Source organism: Streptomyces sp. NPDC004542 (assembly GCF_040610035.1).
Lineage (GTDB): Bacteria > Actinomycetota > Actinomycetes > Streptomycetales > Streptomycetaceae > Streptomyces.
This window is the reverse complement of the sequence record NZ_JBEXLP010000137.1, coordinates 1-13365: the sequence shown is the minus strand read 5'-3', so window position 1 is coordinate 13365 and position 13365 is coordinate 1. Positions and strand designations below refer to the sequence as shown.

Annotated in this window: 14 protein-coding genes, 1 tRNA gene and 1 other RNA gene; 9 read left to right on the top strand and 7 right to left on the bottom strand. The window is 64.8% G+C overall.

Going from position 1 to position 13365, the window contains the following annotated elements:
• Together ABZX30_RS36260 and ffs are read right to left on the bottom strand one after the other, a co-directional pair.
• Positions 1–1437 (bottom strand): DNA polymerase III subunit gamma and tau (locus ABZX30_RS36260; protein ID WP_355942150.1); only part of this gene is annotated, 1437 nt, incomplete at its 3' end.
• A gap of 62 nt (positions 1438–1499) precedes the next feature.
• Positions 1500–1598: signal recognition particle sRNA small type (gene ffs / locus ABZX30_RS36255), an RNA gene on the bottom strand.
• A gap of 72 nt (positions 1599–1670) precedes the next feature.
• Between ffs and ABZX30_RS36250 the strand changes: the two genes are divergently transcribed.
• Positions 1671–1758 (top strand) — tRNA-Ser (locus ABZX30_RS36250).
• A 79-nt stretch (positions 1759–1837) separates the two neighbouring features.
• On the opposite strand, the gene ABZX30_RS36245 is transcribed toward ABZX30_RS36250, so the two are convergent.
• The 5 genes from ABZX30_RS36245 to ABZX30_RS36225 all read right to left on the bottom strand — a co-directional run bounded on the left by ABZX30_RS36245 (position 1838) and on the right by ABZX30_RS36225 (position 6415).
• Positions 1838–3088 carry a tyrosine-type recombinase/integrase gene (locus ABZX30_RS36245; protein WP_355942147.1) on the bottom strand — a complete coding sequence of 417 codons (1251 nt, stop codon included), beginning with the start codon at positions 3086–3088 and terminating at the stop codon, positions 1838–1840.
• 16 nt (positions 3089–3104) lie between these two features.
• A complete protein-coding gene (locus ABZX30_RS36240) occupies positions 3105–3644 on the bottom strand; it encodes a DUF2637 domain-containing protein (protein ID WP_355942145.1) in 540 nt (179 codons plus the stop codon).
• 83 nt (positions 3645–3727) lie between these two features.
• Complete coding sequence (locus tag ABZX30_RS36235) at positions 3728–5104, bottom strand: FtsK/SpoIIIE domain-containing protein (RefSeq protein ID WP_355942142.1); 1377 nt, start codon at positions 5102–5104, stop codon at positions 3728–3730.
• On the bottom strand, positions 5104–5460 hold the full coding sequence (locus tag ABZX30_RS36230) for a hypothetical protein (RefSeq protein WP_355942139.1): 357 nt from the start codon (positions 5458–5460) through the stop codon (positions 5104–5106). Before ABZX30_RS36230 ends, ABZX30_RS36235 begins: the two co-directional genes overlap by 1 nt.
• A 166-nt stretch (positions 5461–5626) precedes the next feature.
• Positions 5627–6415, bottom strand: a complete 789-nt coding sequence (locus ABZX30_RS36225) for a GntR family transcriptional regulator (protein ID WP_355942136.1) — start codon at positions 6413–6415, stop codon at positions 5627–5629.
• A 107-nt stretch (positions 6416–6522) separates the two neighbouring features.
• On the opposite strand from ABZX30_RS36225, the gene ABZX30_RS36220 reads away from it, so the two are divergent.
• From ABZX30_RS36220 to ABZX30_RS36185, 8 genes are all read left to right on the top strand, one after another.
• Positions 6523–6930, top strand: a complete 408-nt coding sequence (locus ABZX30_RS36220; protein WP_355942156.1) for an NUDIX hydrolase — start codon at positions 6523–6525, stop codon at positions 6928–6930.
• Positions 6931–6976: 46 nt separating this feature from the next.
• Positions 6977–7411 (top strand): ATP-binding protein, encoded by a 435-nt coding sequence (locus tag ABZX30_RS36215; RefSeq protein WP_355942134.1) that lies wholly within the window; start codon positions 6977–6979, stop codon positions 7409–7411.
• The gene (locus ABZX30_RS36210; protein ID WP_355942131.1) at positions 7405–7752 is read left to right on the top strand and encodes a hypothetical protein; all 348 of its coding nucleotides are present in this window, start codon (positions 7405–7407) and stop codon (positions 7750–7752) included. The genes ABZX30_RS36215 and ABZX30_RS36210 overlap by 7 nt, the downstream gene beginning before the upstream one ends.
• 43 nt (positions 7753–7795) lie before the next feature.
• Entirely contained in the window at positions 7796–8125 is a 330-nt protein-coding gene (locus ABZX30_RS36205; RefSeq protein ID WP_355942153.1) for a hypothetical protein, read from the top strand.
• Positions 8126–8437: 312 nt separating this feature from the next.
• A complete protein-coding gene (locus ABZX30_RS36200) occupies positions 8438–9622 on the top strand; it encodes an ABC-three component system protein (protein ID WP_355942128.1) in 1185 nt (394 codons plus the stop codon).
• The gene (locus ABZX30_RS36195; RefSeq protein ID WP_355942125.1) at positions 9619–10125 is read left to right on the top strand and encodes a three component ABC system middle component; all 507 of its coding nucleotides are present in this window, start codon (positions 9619–9621) and stop codon (positions 10123–10125) included. Before ABZX30_RS36200 ends, ABZX30_RS36195 begins: the two co-directional genes overlap by 4 nt.
• 212 nt (positions 10126–10337) lie before the next feature.
• Entirely contained in the window at positions 10338–12062 is a 1725-nt protein-coding gene (locus tag ABZX30_RS36190; RefSeq protein ID WP_355942122.1) for a DUF3732 domain-containing protein, read from the top strand.
• A 299-nt stretch (positions 12063–12361) separates the two neighbouring features.
• Positions 12362–12946, top strand: a complete 585-nt coding sequence (locus tag ABZX30_RS36185; protein WP_355942119.1) for a hypothetical protein — start codon at positions 12362–12364, stop codon at positions 12944–12946.
• Positions 12947–13365: the final 419 nt, after the last annotated feature.

Here is a 13365-nt window from a genome sequence, read left to right as displayed (position 1 = left end):
GGTCGCCGGAGCAGGGGCGGGGGCGGGGGGCGCGGGCGCCGGAGAGGGGGCCGGCTCGGCCACCGGAGGGGGCGCGGGAGCGGAGGCGGGCGGGGGGTACGCGGGCGCGCCGCTGCCGCCGGGACCGCGCACGGCGGCCCTCGCCGCCGCGACCCCGCCGCCGGGCGGCACCGACGCACCACCGCCGGCACCGCCACCGCCGCCGCCCGCCTGGACATGCGCGTCGGGACCGGGGACGTACCCCATGGCGGGCGCACCCGCCGGCCCCGCGGAGAAGTTGACCCCCCGCTCCAGACGGTCCAGGCGGGCCATGACCGAGCGCTCGTCGCCGTACGCGGCGGGCAGCAGCACGCGCGCGCAGATGAGCTCGAGCTGGAGGCGCGGCGAGGTGGCCCCCCGCATCTCGGTCAGGCCCTCGTTGACGAGGTCGGCGGCGCGGCTGAGCTCGGCGGCGCCGAACGTGTCCGCCTGGGCCTGCATCCGCTCGAGGACGTCGGCGGGGGCGTCGATGAGCCCCTTGTCCACCGCGTCCGGGACCGCGGCGAGGATCACCAGGTCCCGCAGCCGCTCCAGCAGGTCGGCGACGAACCGCCGGGGGTCGTTGCCGCCCTCGATGATCCGGTCGACGACCTCGAAGGCGGCGGCACCGTCCCCGGTGGCGAAGGCCTCCACGACCGAGTCGAGCAGCGACCCGTCGGTGTACCCGAGCAGCGAGGTGGCCATGGCATACGTCACACCCTCCTCCGCCGCACCGGCGAGCAGCTGGTCCATGACGGACATGGAGTCACGCACGGAGCCCGCGCCGGCCCGCACGACGAGCGGGAGGACGCCCTCCTCGACGGCGATGTTCTCCTTCCCGCACACCTCGGCGAGGTACTCCCGGAGCGTGCCGGGCGGCACGAGCCGGAACGGATAGTGGTGGGTCCGCGACCGGATCGTCCCGATGACCTTCTCGGGCTCGGTGGTGGCGAAGATGAACTTCAGATGCTCCGGGGGCTCCTCGACGACCTTGAGCAGAGCGTTGAACCCGGCCGACGTGACCATGTGGGCCTCGTCGATGATGTAGATCTTGTACCGGCTGCTCGCGGGTCCGAAGAAGGCCTTCTCGCGCAGTTCACGGGCATCGTCGACACCACCGTGCGAAGCGGCGTCGATCTCGATGACGTCGATCGACCCCGGCCCGTTCCGCGCCAGGTCACGGCACGACTGGCACTCCCCGCACGGGGTCGGCGTCGGCCCCTTCTCACAGTTCAGGCAGCGGGCCAGGATGCGCGCGCTGGTCGTCTTGCCGCAACCGCGCGGACCGCTGAACAGGTACGCGTGATTGACCCGGTTGTTCCGCAGCGCCTGCTGCAGCGGGTCGGTGACATGCTCCTGCCCGATGACCTCGGCGAAGGACTCCGGTCGGTAGCGGCGGTACAGCGCGAGAGACGACACGCTTACGAGGTTATAGGCGCCCACCGACAACGACCCCCGCCCGAGCCCCGGCCTCGGCCCACAACGCAAGCGCCCCTCACGCACCCGCCAGAGCCGACCTACCCTTGCTGCCTTCCGGCCCTGGGGGAGTTCAGTCAGATAGCGCCGCGTGAGGGGCTGCGCACAGAGTACCCGATCCCGGCCTGCGCGAACGAGTTCGCGAGCACTCCCCTCGGTCATGTAATGTTTCCGGCGGAGGATTCGCCTAGAGGCCTAGGGCGCACGCTTGGAAAGCGTGTTGGGGGCAACCCCTCACGAGTTCGAATCTCGTATCCTCCGCCAGTGCCTCACCGGGCACGATGTCGAAGGGCCCCACTGTTCGCAGTGGGGCCCTTCGGCGTTGTCCGTCTCAGTTTCCGTCTCAGTCGGCTTTTTCCTCGGAGCCGGGTGGCGTCCAGAGCGCGTCGCCGACCTGCTGGGCGACCTTGCGGAGCATGACTCCCGTCACATGCATGTACCGGGCCCGCATCCGGGCCGCTCCCCCGGGCTCCCAGCCCATGATCGAGTCGATCACGACGTCCGGGACGCCGAGGATCAGGAGGACGGTCGCGGCGGTGTGACGAGCGTCGTGGAGACGGCCGTCCCGGACACCGGCGTCCCGAAGCAGGCGCTTCCAGACGTGGAAGTCGGTGTTCGGGCTCAGCGGCCCGCCGGTCGGTGAGGCGAAGACGTACCCCTTGCCTTCCCAGTCGGCGCCGGCGGCGACCCGTTCCCGCTCCTGGGCTTCCCGGTGCCGGCGCAGGATCTTGATCAGCGGGTCGGGCAGGCCGATGGTGCGTCGTCCGGCCCGGGACTTGGTGGACTTGTGCTCGCGCCGGGTCTGCTCCCGCTGGGGGCAGTAGCCCGCCTTTCGTCCGCACGGATCGGCACCGCAGCCGTGCGCGTACTTGGGGCGCAGCCGGTTCTTGCGAATGCGGACGTATCCCGCGTCGAGGTCGACATCCTCCCAGTGCAGCCCGAGCGCTTCCCCTTGCCGCAGGCCGAGCGCCAGGGCGATGACCCATCGCGCACTGTTCCGGAGCTTGGCAGCCTCGACCAACAGGCTCTGAACCTCTTCGATCGTGTACGGCTCGATGTCCTCTTCTTCGAGCCGCGGAGCCTTGGCGATCTCAGCCGCGTTGGTCGGGACGTGTCCGCGCCGCACCGCCTCACCGAGGGCGACCCGGATCGTCCGGTGGACGTGGTGGGCGGTGCCGGCGGAGCTCCCGGACTCCTGCATCCTCCGGTAGAAGCGCTCCAAGTGCTCGGGCTCCAGGCGGTCGAGCTTGTGGGCACCGAGGCCGGGCACCAGGTGCACGCGCACGTCGACCTCGTACCCGTCGTACGTGTTCTCGGAGACGTACGGCTTGGCGATGTTCTCGACCCAGTGCTCAAGCCAGGCTTGCAGCGTCCAGCTCTGCCCCGGCTTCCTGAGCTTCTTGTCATCACGCGCCCGCTCCATCTCGCGGACGGCCTTGGTCACCTCTGCCTTTGTCTTGCGCTCGATGTGGCGGCGGTCGGGCTTGCCGTCATCACGGACGCCGACCGTCACTCGTCCGTGCCACTTGCCGTCATTGCCGAGGTAGATCGAGGAGGCGCCGTTGGGCTGTCGGGTGCGCTTCTTCTCTGCCATGTCCTCGTCCCCCTTCTCAGGCCGCTTGAGTGGGTCGGTGGCGCAGCTTGGCCACGTACGCGGGCAGGGCGTCGGCGGGGACTCGTCGGAGACGTTCGGGGCGGATGGTCGGTTCGGGGCGGATGGTCGGTTCGGGAACGTCCGGGACGTCAACGGGGTCAGCGGCAGGTTCCGGGGCGTTGTCGACGGCCGCTGGGGCGGTGTGGGCGAGGAGCGTGCCGCCGAGGAAGGCGACCGCGGGCCATCCGGCGACGAGGATGCGGAGCCAGGCCGGGACGTGCTGCGTGTCGAGCAGGCCGGCTGTGGCTACGTTGGCGCCGAGGGATGCGGCGAGGGCGATGACGAACCAGCACCACCCGGCCGCTCTCGCGTCGCCGCATCGCAGTCGGCGCCAGGCGGCGACGAGCAGCAGGTCGACGCTGATCGGGTAGGCCCACGCTTTCCACCCGTCCTGTCCGGCCGCCGAGGCGATGTCGTGCAGGTGGGCGAAGGAGAGCGCCGCCGCGATGAGCGCTTGGACGAGTACCGCGTCGACACGGGCCAGGTGGGCACGCATGCTGCGGCTCCTTTTCGGATTCGGGCATGGCAGGGGTAGGGAGGTGGCGCGAGGCGGTCACGCCGACCGGGAGAGAGGGAAGGTCAGTCGGTCACCGGGCGCGGCCGGACGAGCGGCGCCGGGGCGGCGAGGGGGCCCGCCGGAAGGTGCGGCCGGAAGGGCTTGAGCGCGGGCAGGTCGGGCGCCAGGTGGGCCGACTCCTGGCAGACGCGGGCAGCGTCGCCGAGGGAGAGGTAGGGGGTGCGGATGCGGGACCAGCCGCCGGAGGTGTCCCCGGCCACGGCCAGGCCCGGTCGTTCGGGAGCGATGGCGCAGGCGGCCATGACCGCTTCCGGCGCGATGTCGCCGAGGGCCATCTTCGCCGAGGCCTCGTCGTTGACGCGGTGGCAGACGCGGCCGGTCAGCTGGGCCCGCAGCATCGTGGCGCCCTTGCCCAGCTCGGCACCGAAGCGCTGCCCGCAGACCTCCAGGTAGATACCGGCGGCCCGGCCGAGCTGGGCGAGGCGGATGAGCTGGGTGACCATCTCGTCCCGCCGTTCCTCGTCCTTCCTTGTCGCGACGAGGAAGAGTTCGGCCACCTCGTCCACGAACAGGACGACGGGTGTGGGCCGCTCGCTCTCGGGCAGGCCCCAGATGTCGGAGGTGATGTCTTCGGCCGGGGTGCCGGGTGCGATGCCCTGCCGGGCTTTGATCAGGTCGTATCGGTCCTCCATTTCCTCGACGAGCACGGGCAGCAGCTCGGCCGCCTGCTCCGGGTCGGTGGCCAGCGCGGAGAGCCGGGCGGCGAACGGCGCCAGCTCCACACCGCGCTTGCAGTCGATGCCGACCAGGGCGACCGGTTGCCGTGCGAGTCCGGTGATCAGGTGCCGCAGGTACATGGACTTGCCGGACAGCGTGGCGCCCAGGGTGAGTTGGTGGGGAACGGTGCGGTAGTCGCGTACGAACGGCATGGCGTCCTCCCGCAGCGCCACCGGCACCGTCAACAGCCCCTCGTCGAGCTTGCGCGGCATACGTACGCGCCGCAGGACGTCGAAGCCGACGAGCCGCAGTTCGACCACACCCGGCTTGACGGTGGTCACGTAAACGGCGTGGACCCCCCAGGCATGCCGCAGCCGCTCAGCCGAGGCGGCGAGGTCGGCCGGCTCCTGCCCCGGAGCGAGCCGCAGCCGAAGCCGTAACCCGGTCGAGGTGGGCCGGACGATGCCCCGGCGCGGAGGCACCGGCCGCACCTCACGGCGAGTGGTGGCCTTGACCGCGAGGACCCGCAGCCGGGACGGCGCCACGGTCAGCCCGCACGCCTCCATCACCGAGTTGTACGAGCCGAGCAGCCGGGCGGTGGATATCGGCAGGCCGACCGTGGACCAGTAGACCGCCGGATGCTTGGCCCGGGTGTAGGCGGCCCCGCCACCGAGCGCGGCGAGGGGACCACCCACCTCCAGGAGTGTCGTCAGGTCGGTCATCAGGCCGAGGCCCCCACGGCGGCCGGGAACGCGGCCGGGGTGACTGCGGCGGCCCGGTAGGCGATGCCGTGCCGCTGCCGCCCGTTGAAGACGCTCTCCCACGGGCGGGCGGCCAGCCCCGGCAGCGAGACCGGCGAGCCGAGGGCGAGCCCCTCCGACACCCCGCTCTCCGGCACGGTGACCTTGATCAGCGACGACTCGCCGTCCTCGATGTAGACGACGCCGACCGTCATGAGCGCCTCACCGCTCACGGCGTCCTTGGCGATCTCGCCCGTCTGCCGGTCGCGGACCTTGGGTTCCGGGGCCTCGGTCAGCAGGATCGTGGCCGCCGAGGTCTCCACACGGATGGTACGCAAGGCGCACTCCTATCTACTCGTCTAGACATGATGCGTACTGCGAACCCGCTTGCCGGGATCACGTGAACACCTTGCCATACGACTTGTCCACTCGTCTATATGAGTAACCGTGTCGGTGTGTACGAGTCGAAGAGCGATCCCCCACGCACCACCGCCGCTCACGCGCTCAGGTCGCCGGAAGCTGGTACGACAGCACGTAGGCGTCGGCCGCCATCACCGTGTCGCACACCTCCACAGCCCGCCCCTCCGTGTCGTACGCGGTCCGGACCAGGTGGATGACAGGCACACCGGCGGCCAGCCGCAGCGTCCGCACCTCGCCCGGGGAAGGCATCCGGGCCCTGATCTCCTCCTCGAAGTGGTCGAGGTGATGCCCCAGCTCCTCCAGGCGGGCGTAGATACCGCCGGGGCCGGGGTTCGGCTCCGCGATCGGCGTGCCCCGGGCAATGTCGAGGGGCAGGTAGGAGGTGGCGAACTCGACCGGGCGGCCGTCGAGGAGGTAACGGCGCCGCCGGGCGAGCACCCGCCGCACGGAGCCCAGCCGCGTCGACAGCTCTTGGCTCGCCTTCTCCTCCTTCACCTCCAGACTGTCGACCGTGGGGTGACTGCCGGCCGCGTCGGCTTCCGCGATGAACGCGGACTTCCCCTGCTCCCTGTGGCGGCGGGCGAAACGGTCGGAGGCGAGTCGCCGCACGGGCGGCCGGGGCCGCACGAAGACGCCCTTGCCGTGCTCGGCGTGCACGAGCCCCTCCCCCTGGAGGATGGAGAAGGAGTTGCGGACCGTCATCCGGGAGACGCCGTAGTGCTCGACGAGTTCCGCTTCCGAGGGCAGCTTCTCGCCCTCCTTGAACCGCCCGCGGTCGATGGCCTCGCGCAGTTGGTCGGCGATCTGCCGGAAGACGGCACGGTCGCTCGTAGGGTCGAGCGCGCCGAGGAAGCCGGAAGGGAGAGGGGGCATGTGTACTCCTTTAGGTGTCTAGACGAGCTGCTGGTCGTTGTTGCTACCGTGGAGAGCCTAGTCAGCCGAGAGGGCCGAGGAACGTGAGCACTGATCGCCCGCACTCCGTGAGCGTCGCCGGGGTCATCGTCGACGACCAGGGCCGGGCCCTGCTGATCAAGCGCCGCGACAACGGCCACTGGGAGCCCCCGGGCGGCGTCCTCGAACGCGAGGAAACCATCCCCGAAGCCCTCCAGCGCGAGGTCCTCGAAGAGACCGGCATCAAGATCGCACCCTCCGCGACCCTCACCGGCGTCTACAAGAACATGACGGGCCTGATCGTCTCGCTGGTCTTCCGCTGCGAGGCCGCCGACGGCACACCCACCACCGGGGACGAAACCCGCGCCCTGCGCTGGGCCACCCGCGAAGAAGTCACCGAGCTCGCCGACGAGGCATACGCGATCCGCGTCCTGGACGCACTCGACGCAGCGTCTCCGCCCGCCATCCGCGCCCACGACGGCGTGAAACTCGTCTAGCCCGAACCCGCTGCACATGGCGGCCTATCAGCACGAAGGAACTTGTATGCACGAGTATACGAGCAAGATTCGGGTCTGGGGACTGTCTTGTCCAGGATTCCCCGAAGAGGTGAGCCGGGCCCGCCGCTGGACCCGCGACATCCTGCGCGGATCGCCTCTGGCGGAAGACGCGGAACTGATCGTGAGCGAGCTGAGCGCGAACGCGATCCTGCACACGGCCAGCGGCCGGGAGCAGGGCGGCTTCCACCTGGCCCTTGCCATCTCCCCGCAGGTGGTCGCCCTGTCGGTCACGGACGACGGCGGCACCAGCACAGCCCCCAAGACCCAGCACCAGGACCAGGACGCCGAACACGGCCGGGGCCTGGACATGGTCAGCGCACTCGCCCAACGGGTCATCGTCCACACCAGCCAGGCCGGCCACACCGTCACCGCCGAACTGTTCACCGCACCGAAGGAACCCGCAGGAGGGCACCCATGCTGACCTCCACCCACACCGAGACGCCAGAGGTGAGCACCCAGCCACTCCCCTACCAGTGCCGAGCCGCCGCATACACCTTGGACGAGGTCCGCCCGATCCCACTCGGCTCACACGACACGGCAAGCCCCCGCCTGGCCCTGCACTGGTTACGAGAGCGCACGCACCACATCACAGACCAGCTCGAACCCGCGTACGCGCGGCCGGGACTGCACTGGCTCACCGACGAAGCGGAACACGAACGCGCCCTCACCTACCTCGCCAGCGGCACGGAATACCAACTCACCCTCCACGACGACAGCACCCGCTACGTGCTCGCGATCTACCCCCTGGGAGCGGCCACATGAACGCACCCACCCCGGCTACTGGTGCGAGTGCTGGACCGAAGACCTGATCTCCGCCCAGGGACCGGCACTCCGAGCATCCTTCGACGCCTACTCACCGCCACAAGCAGACAGATGGGTCGCGGTCGCCCTCCGCACCATCTCACCGGCACTCGACCCCGAAGCGTCGGACGAGGCATGGGCATGGCTCTACCAAGGCCGCATCACAACCCGCCACGCCCTCCTACGCGCAGAGCCCTGCACCGTCTCGGTCACGCACTCCAACACCCGCATCACATGGACGATCCGGCCTGCGATCTTCCTGCCCCTGACGAACCAGCAGGACGCCGAACTCCCGGCCTGCGCACACGCCTTCAAGCCCCAGCCGACCGACTGAGTTACAACTTTCTCTACTGGTTCAAGGTGGCTCGCTCCGCTCACCGGGCGCGGCCCGGCCCCCGGCCGGGCCTGCGCTCCTGTCTCCGCCCCGCTCCAGCCCGGCCGGCGCCCGTGCCGCGCCATGAGCAATCAGCTACTTCCGGGCGGAGGGAGGCGCAGCACAGCTCGGGCGGACGACTCACCAAACTCCAGCGCATGCACCACACGGCGCACCTCGCATCAGACCGTACAAGTGGCTTCACAAGGCACAATCTCGCTCGCTACCATCGCTGATAATTCAAGTTGCTGGCTGCACTTACCGGGGGGGCGCGTGGCCGACTACTCTGCCAACGAATCCATGCTTGGCTACCTGTATCAGGCCAGGTATGCGCTGCATGCCGCATTGAGCCGGATCCAGTCTGGCTCAACCGCCAACGTTCGAATCGAACAACTGGACGACGTCAGTTTCGATTCTCCGGGGACGCCGACGGAAGTACTGCAACTCAAGTACCACACTGATCCTTCTACGACCATACCTAACGCTTCAGCGGACATCTGGAAAACGTTCAGAATTTGGCTGGATCAGCCAGCAGGATATTCGTTTTCACAGGAATCTCCTGTTTGTCGGTATCTAATTACGACAGGCAGGGCGGCGACAGGCTCTGCAGCCTACTATCTGCGCGATCAGGACCGCGACTTGAGCAAGGCAACCGAGATTCTCACGAAGACTGCAGAAACCTCCAAAAACGATAAGCAACAAGACGCATATGAAATGTTCCTCAAGCTGGAGCCGACGGAGAGGGCTGCCCTTGTTTCAACCGTCATCATGATTGACAGCGAACCACTTCTGGATGACCTCGAAGCCGATCTGCAGAAAAAGCTGTACTTCGCAGCCTCTTCAGATAAACGACCGGCTTTCCTTCGGCGTCTAGAGGGCTGGTGGTTTCAGCGATGTGTGCAGCATCTCAGGGATAAAAATGCCCCACCCATCACAGTCGCAGAGATTCAGGAAGAGCTTGAGTTGATAAGGGAGGAATTCAGACGCGATAACCTACCCATCAATCCGGAGATTTTCGACATCGTTGAAGAAGAAGGAGGTGACAGTGACTACGTCCGTCAGCTCCAGCTCATCAACGTAACTGGTCCACGACTAGCAGGGGCCGTGTCGTGCTATGTTCGCGCCTTTGCGCAGAGATCAGAATGGCTTCGAGATGACCTACTAGCTCCGGGCGAACTTTCCCGGTACGAGGAACGCCTAAAGGAGGCGTGGCGGGTAAGATTCTGGGAATCACGAGAGGAAATTGGCGAATCCGCCGCAGAAGCAGAAAAGATAAAAGTCGCCCGGATACTCTACAAGTGGGTTGAGCAAGAAGCCGATATTAGAATCCGAGAAATGTGTCGCGAATCTTTCGTTATGCAAGGAACTTATCATGGCCTTGCCGATCAGCGTGTAGTTGGATGGCATCCCGACTTTGAAGCGAGATTGGCGTCTTTGCTTGAGAGCGAGCCTGCATGAGTCAGTGGCTGCAACAGTTCACTAGCCAGGAAGAATCAGCGCTCTTCAATCCTGCCTTCCTTTCCGTCGTCATTCGGAAGTCTGCTGAATTTTACGAGTCTGAGGCCAAGGAGAAGATGCCATTGTCTTTGGCCTTTCTGACCGTCCCCGCCGCCATGAGTAAGCAAGTTCGTGACACTTTTCCGATCATAAAGACCACGTCCCTTCTGGTCTGGATCGAAACGCATGAGAGAGAGCGCCTAGTACTGCAGAGAAATGCGCCCGCGCTGGCGCCGGCAGTGAGAAATGCACTGATTCTCGGCGCGCAAGCCGGTCTGTTCACACTGGAACATGCCACGGTTGGCGCTACTCCCGCACGCAGGATTAGGAATCTGCAGTCACTATCTCAAGGATCCCCTGAAGTGAAAGACATCCTCAAGGTCGCTGAGCGGCTAGGGAAGAGTTTCGCAAGATCAGGTGATGCCGCCTCGATCTTTTCAATTTGGGGAGTCACTGCAGGATGATACAGATTCGCGAAATCGTACTCTACTCGTGGACCGGAAAAAGGCGCAGGTTGCCGCTGAGGTTGAACGCGGTCAACATCATCACTGGAGATTCCGCCACTGGTAAGACCGCTCTTACCGACATCATTGACTACTGTCTCGGTAGTGGGACGTGTGATGTGCCACGGGGAAAAATTACAGAGACTGTGGCATGGTATGCACTGCTTCTGCAAGTGAACGAATTCCAGGTTTTCGTCGCGAGACAAGCCCCGGAGGAAGACGCGCAGTCGTCTCAGCGAGTCTTTGTAAAACAAGGCGCGTCAGTTGGGATCCCCGATTACGCGGAACTCACGCCCACGACGAATGCCGATGGCCTCATTGGTCTCCTGTCGCGCCTGCTCTCATTCCCGGATACGGGAAATGCGGAGTTGCAAGGGCTTCCTAATTACTCCGTTACCCTCCGGCATGCTGCGTTCTTCCTGTACCAGCAGCAAGACGAAATCATCAGCCGGCAAAGACTCTTCCACCGCCAAGGGGAACCGTTCGTCTCAAACTCTATCCGGGAGACCCTTCCTTTTTTCCTAGGTGCTATCACGGCGGAGAATGTCCGGGTTGCGCGTCGCATTAATCGACTCAAGAAAAGGATTAGGGACACTGCCAGAGAGGTTGCTGACCTAGAGGCAGCAGCCGACCGGGGCGGAACACGAGCGCGACAGCTTCTAGCAGAAGCGGCTAGTGCAGGCCTGACTACTTCCAATTCCTCTGGCGAAAATTCATCGAACGTCGATGCACTGGCAGAATTGCGAGCTATCCTGGCATTGCGTCAGAACGCGAGCCGCAGAACCACAGAAACGGACAGTGCGCAGCTCGGCGATGCTGACAGCGCGCGCCAAGGTCTACTCCAGGAACGTGACCTTATTCGCAGGAGGGCTAAGCAAGCACAGAGCTCCCTTGAGTCTATCGCTACGCTTCTTCACGACCGGAGAAGCTTTGAAAGGCAAGCGGCTGAGCAACGGTCTCGACTTGCCTTTGTTCAGCTAATTCCTGACGCCGGGATCGACGAATGCCCTCTATGCGGTTCCCACGTAGGGGGACAACAGGAAGAGATCAACGAGCTACGCGAGCACTTCTCCTCTCTAAGTCGTATCCCTCAGGCACTGCCATCTGAGTCTCCCCGGTTGAAGGCTCTTGCTGACGCCTTGAAGCAGGAGATCGAAGAGTGCCAGCAAGCGATAAGAAGCAACTCTGCCCAACTGGAGGCAATCGAGCGAGCGAGCGAGCGCGATAGAGACTTGGCGCTGCAAGAAAACGTTCAGGCAGCCGTAGTCGGCCGCATCGACTTTTACCTTGAGGGAGTGGGAGGTGATGAACGGCTGAGGCTGCTCAAGCAAGAACTGGAATCCCTGCGTGTTCAGCTGGAGGCGGCAGAGAATGAGGTTGACTCCGACCTGATCCGTGACAGGACGCTTTCTATCCTGTCTAGACTGAATCAACGAATGACCAACTGGTCTAGCCAGCTCCCTATCGAACATTCATCTAATCCTCTCAGGTTTGACATTAAGAAACTGCAGGTCATTCTGGACACCCCGTCTGGTCCGCTAGCGATGCCGCAAATCGGAAGTGGGCAAAGTTGGGTTGCCTATCACGTGCTAGTACATATGGCACTCCATGAGTGGTTTGCCGAGCACAACAGGCCCGTTCCAGGGTTCGTGTTTTTTGACCAGCCGTCTCAGGTTGGGTTCCCTGCGGACTCAGAGTACCGAGATAATGGTGCAGTTTCGGGTGACAGGAATACGATCGCGGCGACCTTCCGCTTCATCATTGATGCTGCCGGTCGGGCAGCAAAGCCCTACCAAATTATCATCGCTGAACACGCAGATTTCGATGAAAAATGGTTCCAGGACTGTGTGCGAGAGAAGTGGCGGAACGGTAAAGCTCTCATTCCGCAAGACTGGTGACCAGCTCGCAAAAGCAGCGCAGTTGAAGCTTTGGCCATGAGCGGGAACTATAAACACGCTCGACGTGTCACGGCCGGCGCTACCGGCTTGCTCTAGCGGACGACAACCATAACGTTGCTGAGGTCGGCCGGGGTGACTCAGTCGTCCCGAGCGTTGCTCCTCTGCGACTGCCAGCACAGCGGACCGACAAAGGAATGCTTGTTACGGCCGTGGGCGGCGGACTGTTCTAAGTGACGCGTCATCTAGGGAAGTTTGCTGTTTCCGCCATTTTCCGGTGGCGTGCAGGTCAGACTGTGGTCATGGACTGGATCACACCCCTCACTGGGCTAGTCGGCGTGCTCGTGGGTGCTGCAACTTCCTACGCATCGACGCACCAAGCACAGAAGCGGCAGCTTGCCGATGCTCGTCTAGTGCGCAACGAAGCTGATCGTGCCGCTGTCGTTGCGGCGAATGCGCAGGCGCTCACTGCCCTTCTCGGACACATACGCAAAATGCCTTCTGACTCGTCGTCCGACGTGCCAACGACCGAGTACGAGCATCTTCTTGCGCGAGAGGAGGCTTGGTGGAATGAGTCACTTGAGTACATTGAGCCTGCACGCGTGGCCGCCTTGCAGGTCCGTGATGAGAAGCTGCGAGTGCTGCTTGTTGACGGCCTGACCTGGATCCAGGATTGCCAGTTCCTCAACCTCGGCCCGTACCAGCGAAGCCGGGATTGGTTGATGATGGGCACTATCCACCACTTGATCGCTTCTGTATTCGCCTGGCGGCGTGGTGACGCATCCATGCCGGAGCCCAATGGCCGTTATAAACGACTGAAGGAGGCATGGGAGTATGACGAAGAGGTACGTCGCATTGAAGCGGAAGAGCGTGAAGCGGCTCGGTGAAAACAGAGCTCCGGCCATCGTCATGGATTAGCCATGTCGCCTTCCTCTGATCGACGACGCTGGCAGCGTGGTGGAGTCCGGTGGGGGTGCAGCGAGGCACACGCGTGCCTGGTCGGTCGACACACCCACCATCGTGGCTGACTGTCGTCGGCTGACGTTCGTGCCACAACCGTGCCAGATACAGGAGTCAGCCACGGTCAACACCGGTGCCCTGCGGTCGAGTAGCCGCCCGCTTCATCGGCCAACCAAGCCGCAGCTCAGCCAGCAGATCACCCCGCCTCTCTCCTAAAGCGGTGTTGGACCCAGCCGGTCAGAGAGCCACATTGAGCCCTTTCCAACCTGGCTGTTGGGTGCGGCGTTGGGCTGACAACATGGTGAAGCCCCTGGTAGATGGGTTTTCGACCAAGAGAACCGTCTCC

Bases quoted from the DNA above. Each gene is read 5' to 3' on its own strand.
- ABZX30_RS36235 (WP_355942142.1), bottom strand. From the start codon at position 5,104: ATGACCGACCTGACGACACTCCTGGAGGTGGGTGGTCCCCTCGCCGCG.
- ABZX30_RS36185 (WP_355942119.1), top strand. From the start codon at position 12,362: ATGGACTGGATCACACCCCTCACTGGGCTAGTCGGCGTGCTCGTGGGT.
- ABZX30_RS36210 (WP_355942131.1), top strand. From the start codon at position 7,405: ATGCTGACCTCCACCCACACCGAGACGCCAGAGGTGAGCACCCAGCCA.
- ABZX30_RS36245 (WP_355942147.1), bottom strand. From the start codon at position 3,088: ATGGCAGAGAAGAAGCGCACCCGACAGCCCAACGGCGCCTCCTCGATC.
- ABZX30_RS36195 (WP_355942125.1), top strand. From the start codon at position 9,619: ATGAGTCAGTGGCTGCAACAGTTCACTAGCCAGGAAGAATCAGCGCTC.
- ABZX30_RS36225 (WP_355942136.1), bottom strand. From the start codon at position 6,415: ATGCCCCCTCTCCCTTCCGGCTTCCTCGGCGCGCTCGACCCTACGAGC.
- ABZX30_RS36215 (WP_355942134.1), top strand. From the start codon at position 6,977: ATGCACGAGTATACGAGCAAGATTCGGGTCTGGGGACTGTCTTGTCCA.
- ABZX30_RS36240 (WP_355942145.1), bottom strand. From the start codon at position 3,644: ATGCGTGCCCACCTGGCCCGTGTCGACGCGGTACTCGTCCAAGCGCTC.